This is a genomic window from Mesorhizobium sp. M8A.F.Ca.ET.161.01.1.1, assembly GCF_004792105.1.
GTDB lineage: Bacteria > Pseudomonadota > Alphaproteobacteria > Rhizobiales > Rhizobiaceae > Mesorhizobium.
In genome coordinates, this window is the sequence record NZ_SRTD01000115.1 from 1 (window position 1) to 405 (window position 405).

Sequence of the window (405 nt, forward strand, 5' to 3'; positions counted from 1 at the left end):
GCCAAGACGGACCCGAAGAAAGTCGGCAAATACGCGATCCTGATGACGGACGGCGAGTTCAACCTGTCGTATTTCGACGCCACCACCGTCAATCAGGTTTATAACGATGCCGGCAAGGAGCCGACACGCACGGCCGCGACGAAACTCTGCGCGGCCATGCGCGGCAAGGGCATAGAAATCTTCACGATCGGCTTCAAACTCGATGAGGCGAATGCCGTCACGACGCTGCAGAGTTGCGCCAGCGCCGATACCGGTTCGGTCAAGCACTTCTACCAGGCTGCCGACGGCACCGAACTGGATGCGGCCTTCCAGACCATCGCCCGTAACATCGAAACCCTGGCGCTGACCAAGTAGAGCCCGGTCCAAAAAGGAAAAGGCCGCCGCTTCTTACGAAGCCGGCGGCCT

General features: G+C 60.0%; 1 pseudogene. It reads left to right on the forward strand.

What is annotated here, in order from left to right:
* Positions 1 to 354: pseudogene (locus tag EN804_RS34910) on the forward strand (VWA domain-containing protein); the annotation flags it as partial.
* Between the last annotated feature and the right edge of the window lie 51 nt (positions 355 to 405).